Source organism: Micromonospora sp. DT46, assembly GCF_049841735.1.
Taxonomy (GTDB): Bacteria; Actinomycetota; Actinomycetes; order Mycobacteriales; family Micromonosporaceae; genus Micromonospora; species Micromonospora reichwaldensis.
The window spans coordinates 413,807-420,106 of record NZ_JBNCKW010000005.1 but is presented as its reverse complement, the minus strand read 5'-3'; the positions used below and the strand labels follow the sequence as shown (position 1 = coordinate 420,106).

The following is a 6,300-nucleotide window of genomic DNA, read 5'->3' as shown; positions in this document are numbered from 1 at the left end:
GGCTGTGCGGGGCCGGGGTGGCCTCTGGGGGGGCGGGGGCGGGCCCCGGCAGGGCCCCCGACCCTATGTAGAGTTTCGATATAGTCCGGCTGTGCGCATCACCATCCCGGTCGCGCGGGTGCTCGCCGCGCTGCTGGCCGAACCGGACGTCGAGCGCTACGGCCTGGACCTGATCGCCATGACGGGCCTGCCCAGCGGCACCCTCTACCCGGTGCTGCACCGGCTCCGGTCGGCCGGGTGGCTTACCGCCGAGTGGGAGGCGGTCGACCCGTCCAGCGTGGGCCGGCCGGCGCGACGCTACTACCGGCTGACGGTGGAGGGGGTGGCCGCCGCCCGGCGCGCGCTGGCCGAGCTGCGGGCCCTGGCCCCCGACCCCCGCCCGTCCGGGGGCGGCATCGAGCCCGCCGGGGCGCCGGCGTGGTGAGCCGTCGCGTGGCGGCGGTGCTGCTCGCGGTCGCGCGGCGTCGTTGGCCGATCGACCTCCGCGCCGACCTCGGCCGGGAGTGGGCCGCCGAGCTACAGGTCCTCGCCGAGCGCGGACAGCGGGTGCGGATGTTGCGCTTCGCCGCCAGCCTGGCCGTACGCCGCTCCGGCGTCGATGCCCCCGACCGCGCGCCGATCGCCCGCCGACTGCTCCGGACGGCCCTTCCGCTGCTGCTCGCCCCGTCGGCTTGTGTCGGGGTGGTCCTCGTCAGCCTGTTCGCGATGAACGTCGTGGTCGAGTGGTTGAGCTGGCGGGTCGGGTGGGCGTTCGACCTGCAACTGTCGATCGCCACCGTACTGACCCTCTGCGGAGCGGTGGGGCTGGCCGTGTGCGCGGAACGGCTGGCTCGCGGCGGCGCGTCCGCCGGAGGCTGGCGCGTGTCCTTCGGCATCGTGGTCCCCGTCGCGCTGACCCTCGCGGCGGCCGGGCGAGCCGTGATCGGGGACGTCGACGCGCTGGCCCGCGTCGCGCCCGGGCTGGTGCTCTGGCTCGCCGGCCTGGCCCTGGTCCTACGGGTGACGACCAGGCTGGCCGGGCGCGGCCGGGTTCGGCTCGCGTGGTGCGTCGGCGTGCTCGGCGCGATCGTCGTCGCCGACCTGGCGACGGTCGTCGCCGTGTTGAGCCACGTTCCGGCGGGCACGGGGACCGTCGTCGACGGGGTGCCGCAGGGCGTGGACCCCACCTTCGCCCCGCTGTGGCTCTTCGCCTGCTACACCGACTCGGCGCTCGGCCTGCCCGGACCGACCGAACAGGAGATCTTCCTGATCACCGACGCGGTCCTCCTGGAGCCCCTGCTCTACCTCGCCTGCACTCCCTACGCGCTGGCCTGGGCGATCCGCGCCGCCCGCAGCCGGCCGGGGCCGGCCGCCGACCACGCCGTCCCCGAACCGGTCGTCCGTCCGTCCTGACCCGACCGCGAGGAGGGGCGACCGGTCGCGGCCGGCCGCTGCCAAACCCCGGCCCGGCCCGGGCCGCGGGTCACACCGCCGTCGCGCGGACCTCGTCCAGGACGCGACGTTGGAAGGCACGGGCCTCGGGACCGCTCGGTGGCGGCCCGCCGGCCCGCGCTGCGATCGACCGTTCGATCAGGTCGGCGGTCGCGCCGTCGGTCGGGTCGACGGCCGCGTCGCCGTTGGCCGGCCGGTCGTCGGCGAGCAGCCGGCGGCCGGCGTCGACCTTCGACAGCCAGACGCCGTGGCGGACCCTGACCAGGGAGCGGCAGGCGCCGAGCACCGCGTCCTCGGCCCCCGGGGCGGGACCGTCGCCGGGCGGGGTCGGCAGGGCCAGCCACCAGCGCAGCGCGTCGGTCAGCAGGCGGCGCAGGTCGGCGGGGGAGAGGTCGGCGAAGGCCTCGGCGGCTGGCGGCCCGAGCAGGGCGTGCCCGCACTGGTGCAGGATGCTGCGGTCCAGGCCGTACCAGAACAGGCCGTCCTCGGCGGGGCGGTCGGCGGCGGCCCACGTCGCCCGGAACGGCATCCGCGCCCCGGTGTTCAGCTCGACTTCGAACCCGGGCTCCGGCGTGCCGGAGCGGGCAACCGCCCGGCGGTACGCGACCAGCTCCAGCCCGCGCGCGGGGCACGGCAGCGCCTCGTGCCGCAGCCGCGCCACCAGCTCCTGCCGGCGCCCGAGGTCGAGGGCGTCGGCGCAGACCAGCGCGACGTCGACGTCGCTGCGCCCCGGCTGGTACGCGCCCAGCCCGACCGAGCCGGCCGCGTACGCCCCGACGAGGTCGTCGCCGAGCACGTCGCGGGCGGCGGCGACCAGGTCGGCGAGGTAGCGGCGCAGGGGCGGGTCGAGGTCAGTCACCGGACTCGGTCCAGGCCGTCCCGGCGGGCAGGAACCACGCGCCCGCCTCGGTGCCGAGGGCGTGCGCGACGGTCAGCCGGGCGTGCCGGTCGAGCGCGGGCAGCCGGTCCGGCGGGAACCACTCCACGGCCACCGACTCGTCGTCGTTGACCCGGGCCGTGCCGGCGACCAGCCGGCAGTGGAAGCCGAGGTTGAAGAACTCGCAGCGGTCGCCGTTGGGGTAGGTGTGCGGGTGCGACACGACGCTGCTCAGGCGGACCGGCTCGACCTCCAGGCCCGTCTCCTCCCGCACCTCGCGGACCACCGCCGTGGCCGGCTGCTCGCCCGGCTCGACGATGCCGCTGACCACCGACCAGCGCCCGTCGTCGGCGCGCCTGCCGAGCAGCAGCTCGCCGGCGTCGTTGCGTACCACCGCGCTCACGCTCGGCAGCAGGAGCAGGTCGTGGCCGACGCGTTCGCGCAGCCGCAGGATGTGGTCCGGAACGCCCATCCGGCGACCCTAACCCGCCCCCCGTCCGTCAGTCGGGGCACGGCAGCCGTTCGAGGGCGACGGGACCGGCGTCGGAGGGCACGGCCAGCGCGAAGCACGCCGCCGAGTCGGCCCGCTGCCAGCCGAAGACGGAGGCCGCCGTCTTGGCGACCCGGACGCGGAACACCAGCCGTACGGTCGCCTCCGCGCGGGGCCCGTCGCTGCGTACGGTCAGCACCTCGACCCCGTCCACCGCGTCGGCGGCCCGCCGCAGCGTCGACTCCCCGGCCGCCGGTTCGGCGAGCAACCGCGCGCGGGCGAGCTGCGCGGTGGCGGTCACCTCCCGCTCGGCCTGTCGCTCCAGCCGCTGCTGTGACCGGTCCCGCAGCAGCGGCAGCCCGGCGGCCGCCCCGGCCACCGTCAGCACGATCGCCGGCGCCGCCACCGTCAGTACGCGCCGCGGCCACACCGATGTCCCACCCCCGTGTCGCACGGGGCGATTGTGCGCCACGGGCCCGCCCCGCGGCTGCCCCGTCGCGGGCCGACGGGGTGGGCGCCGTACCCCCGGGCGGCCCTGTTTTCGCAGTTCCAGCCCTTGCCGGCGGGGGCACGTCTACTGTGGAGAACATCGGCGACTTGTGGTGTTCCGGTGGCGGCCGGGTGGTTCGCGGTGCACAGTGATCCCATGAGCGACAGCGGAAGCGGTGGGCACTTCTACTGGTGCACCCGGCACCACCGGGTCGAGACCGACGCCGACGTGTGCCCCGCCAGGCACGTTCTGGGGCCGTACGCCTCAGCCGCCGACGCGGAGAACGCCCTGCAGACGGTGCGGGAGCGCAACGACGCGTGGGAGGCCGAGGACGCCCGCTGGGCCGGGGAGAACAGATAGGCGGCGCGGGACGGCCCGCGCCGAGGCACGTGGTGCTCCGCGAGGGCGAGAGCACGTCCCCAGGAAGGGAACCGAGATGGCCGAAGCACAGCAGGCCACCACCCGCCCGGCCGCCAGACGTACGACCGCCAGGAAGACCGCCGCGGCGGAGCGGACCGCGGGCACGGCGCGGACGACGCGCCCGCCCGCCACGTCCACGGCGGCGAAGAAGGCACCGGCCAGCAAGGCGACCGGCGGCGCGGGACGGGCCCCGGCGAAGAAGGCCCCCACCGCGAAGGCTTCCGCTGCGAAGGCCCCCGCGAAGAAGGCTCCCGCGAAGAAGGCGGCGTCCAGGGTCGCCACCGCGGCGAAGCGGACGACGGCCGCGGCGAAGAAGACGACCGCCACCGCCGCGAAGAAGGCGCCCGCCGCGGCGAAGCGGACGACGGCGGCGGCCAAGAGCACGGCGGCGAAGAAGACGACCTCGGCGAAGACGCCAGCCCGGCAGGCGGCGACGAAGGCAGCCACCACGGCGAAGAAGGCCACCACGGCGAAGAAGGCCACCACGGCGAAGAAGGCCACCGCGCCGGCGAAGAAGGCCACCGCCGGCGGCACCGCCCCCGCCCGCAAGGTCACCTCGGCGGCGAAGAAGACCACCACGGCGGCGAGGAAGAGCACCACCACGGCGGCGAAGGCCCCGGCGAAGAAGGCCACCGCCAAGAAGACGACGCCAGCCAAGAAGACGATGGCAGCCAGGAAGACGGCCGCGACCCGGCCCACCGGCGGCGCCCGCAAGGCCGCCGCGACGAAGGCCCCCGCCAGCAAGGCCACCACGACCTCCTCGGCCACCACCCGCAAGGCGGCGGCGAAGAAGGCCCCGGCGAAGACGACCGTCGCCGAGGCGCCGGCGAAGAAGACGACCGTCGCCGAGGTGCCGGCGAAGAAGACGACCGTCGCCCAGGCGCCGGCCAAGAAGGTCACCGCCCGCAAGGCACTCGCCCCGACGACGGCGGCCCGGGCCACCGCCCCCCGGGGCGTACGGGCGAGCGCGCGCCGGGCGACCGGCTGACCGCGACGCGGATGACCGGCACTCGCCGGGAAGCGGATCATCCGCCACACTGTCAGGATTGACCCCGTGGTGATCCGACGCGTACTCGCACCCCGCATCGACTTCGGCGCGCTGCGCCGCGAACTGGGGCTGCCCGAGGGGTTCCCGGCCGAGGCGCAACGCGAGGCCGACGCTGCGGCGGCCGCGCCGCCCCGGCCCGCCGCCGACCGCACCGACGTCCCGTTCGTCACCGTGGACCCCGCCGGTTCGCGCGACCTGGACCAGGCGATGCACCTCGCCCGCCGCCCCGGTGGCGGCTACCGGGTGTCGTACGCGATCGCCGACGTCGCCGCGCACGTCCGCCCCGGCGGCGCGCTGGAGGAGGAGACCTGGCGGCGCGGGCAGACCGTCTACCTGCCCGACGGCACCGTGCCGTTGCACCCCGAGACCCTCAGCGAGGGCGCGGCCAGCCTCCTGCCGGACGTCGACCGGGCCGCCGTGCTGTGGACAATCGACCTGGACGCGGACGGTGGCACCGTCGGGGTCACGCTCGAACGCGCGCTGGTGCGCAGCCGGGCCAAGCTGGACTACGTCGGCGTCCAGGCGGACGCCGACGCCGGCCGGCTACCCGATCCCATCGCCCTGCTGCCCGAGATCGGGGCCCTGCTCACCGCGCGCGGGCTGCGCCGGGGAGCGATCAACCTGCCGCTGCCCGAGCAGGACGTGGAGGCAGACGGCGACGGCTGGCGGCTGGTGCTGCGCGGGCCGGTGCCGATGGAGGAGCACAACGCCCAGATCTCGCTGCTGACCGGGATGGCCGCCGCCGACATCATGCTCGCCGGCGGCATCGGCCTGCTGCGTACGATGCCGGCGCCGAAGCCCGAGGCGGTGGCGCGGCTGCGGGCCGCCGCCGCCCCGCTGGGCGTGCACTGGCCGGACGGCGCCGGCCCCGGCGAGGTGATCGCCGGGCTGGACCCGTCGCAGCCCCGGGCCGCCGCCTTCGTGGACCAGGCCGCCGAGCTGATGCGGGGCGCCGCGTACACGGCCTTCGACGGCGCGCCGCCCGAGCAGCGGGAGCACGGCGGGGTCGCGGCCGCGTACGCCCACGTCACGGCGCCGCTGCGGCGACTGGCCGACAGGTACGCCACGGAGGTCTGCCTGGCCCTGCACGAGGGCCGGGCGGTGCCCGACTGGGCCCGCGCGGCGCTGCCCCGGCTGCCCGAGGTGATGGCCACGACCGACCGGACCGCTTCGGCGGCCACCCGGGGCGCGATCGAGCTGGCCGAGGCGGTGCTGCTGGAGCACCGGGTGGGGGAGACCTTCGACGCGGCGGTGCTGGACGTCGACGCGGCCCCGGACGGCAAGGCCCGCCCGGGCCGTCGGCCCGGCGGCACCGTGGCGCTGGACGAACCGCCGGTGCGCGCCCGCTGCCTCGGCGAGCTGCCGCTCGGCGAGCGGGTGCGGGTCCGCCTGGTCACCGCCGACCCCGCCACCCGCACGGTGGCCTTCGAACTGGCCTGATCCCGCAGGCCCGCCCACCTCTGCGCGATGGCTGCCGGGCGGGCCCGGTCCCGCCTGCCCGCTCTGCCCGGTCGGTCCGCGCGGTGGCCGCCGGGTTGTCTTGA

8 protein-coding genes are annotated in these 6,300 nt (G+C 76.7%); 5 read left to right on the top strand and 3 right to left on the bottom strand.

Annotation, left to right across the window (positions count from 1 at the left end):
- The first annotated feature begins 91 nt into the window (after positions 1-91).
- Positions 92-424, top strand: coding sequence for a PadR family transcriptional regulator (locus ACLQ20_RS16185; RefSeq protein ID WP_151454037.1), 333 nt, complete (start codon positions 92-94; stop codon positions 422-424).
- A complete protein-coding gene (locus tag ACLQ20_RS16180; RefSeq protein ID WP_225852123.1) occupies positions 418-1,392 on the top strand; it encodes a hypothetical protein in 975 nt (324 codons plus the stop codon). The genes ACLQ20_RS16185 and ACLQ20_RS16180 overlap by 7 nt, the downstream gene beginning before the upstream one ends.
- Positions 1,393-1,462: 70 nt before the next feature.
- Here the strand turns inward: ACLQ20_RS16180 and ACLQ20_RS16175 are convergent, their stop codons facing one another.
- Genes ACLQ20_RS16175 through ACLQ20_RS16165 form a run of 3 tightly spaced genes read right to left on the bottom strand, consistent with a single transcriptional unit; the run spans position 1,463 to position 3,228 of the window.
- Positions 1,463-2,290: a nucleotidyltransferase domain-containing protein gene (locus ACLQ20_RS16175; protein WP_151454036.1), complete on the bottom strand. Its 828-nt coding sequence runs from the start codon at positions 2,288-2,290 to the stop codon at positions 1,463-1,465.
- Entirely contained in the window at positions 2,283-2,780 is a 498-nt protein-coding gene (locus ACLQ20_RS16170) for an NUDIX hydrolase (RefSeq protein ID WP_151454035.1), read from the bottom strand. The genes ACLQ20_RS16175 and ACLQ20_RS16170 overlap by 8 nt, the downstream gene beginning before the upstream one ends.
- Positions 2,781-2,808: 28 nt before the next feature.
- Complete coding sequence (locus tag ACLQ20_RS16165) at positions 2,809-3,228, bottom strand: hypothetical protein (protein ID WP_151454034.1); 420 nt, start codon at positions 3,226-3,228, stop codon at positions 2,809-2,811.
- Positions 3,229-3,444: 216 nt separating this feature from the next.
- On the opposite strand from ACLQ20_RS16165, the gene ACLQ20_RS16160 reads away from it, so the two are divergent.
- The 3 genes from ACLQ20_RS16160 (at position 3,445) to ACLQ20_RS16150 (ending at position 6,196) form a co-directional block, all read left to right on the top strand.
- Entirely contained in the window at positions 3,445-3,648 is a 204-nt protein-coding gene (locus ACLQ20_RS16160) for a hypothetical protein (protein ID WP_151454033.1), read from the top strand.
- Positions 3,649-3,724: 76 nt separating this feature from the next.
- Positions 3,725-4,696 (top strand): histone, encoded by a 972-nt coding sequence (locus ACLQ20_RS16155; protein ID WP_425856203.1) that lies wholly within the window; start codon positions 3,725-3,727, stop codon positions 4,694-4,696.
- Positions 4,697-4,762: 66 nt separating this feature from the next.
- Positions 4,763-6,196 (top strand): RNB domain-containing ribonuclease, encoded by a 1,434-nt coding sequence (locus ACLQ20_RS16150; RefSeq protein WP_151454032.1) that lies wholly within the window; start codon positions 4,763-4,765, stop codon positions 6,194-6,196.
- Positions 6,197-6,300 lie beyond the last annotated feature (104 nt).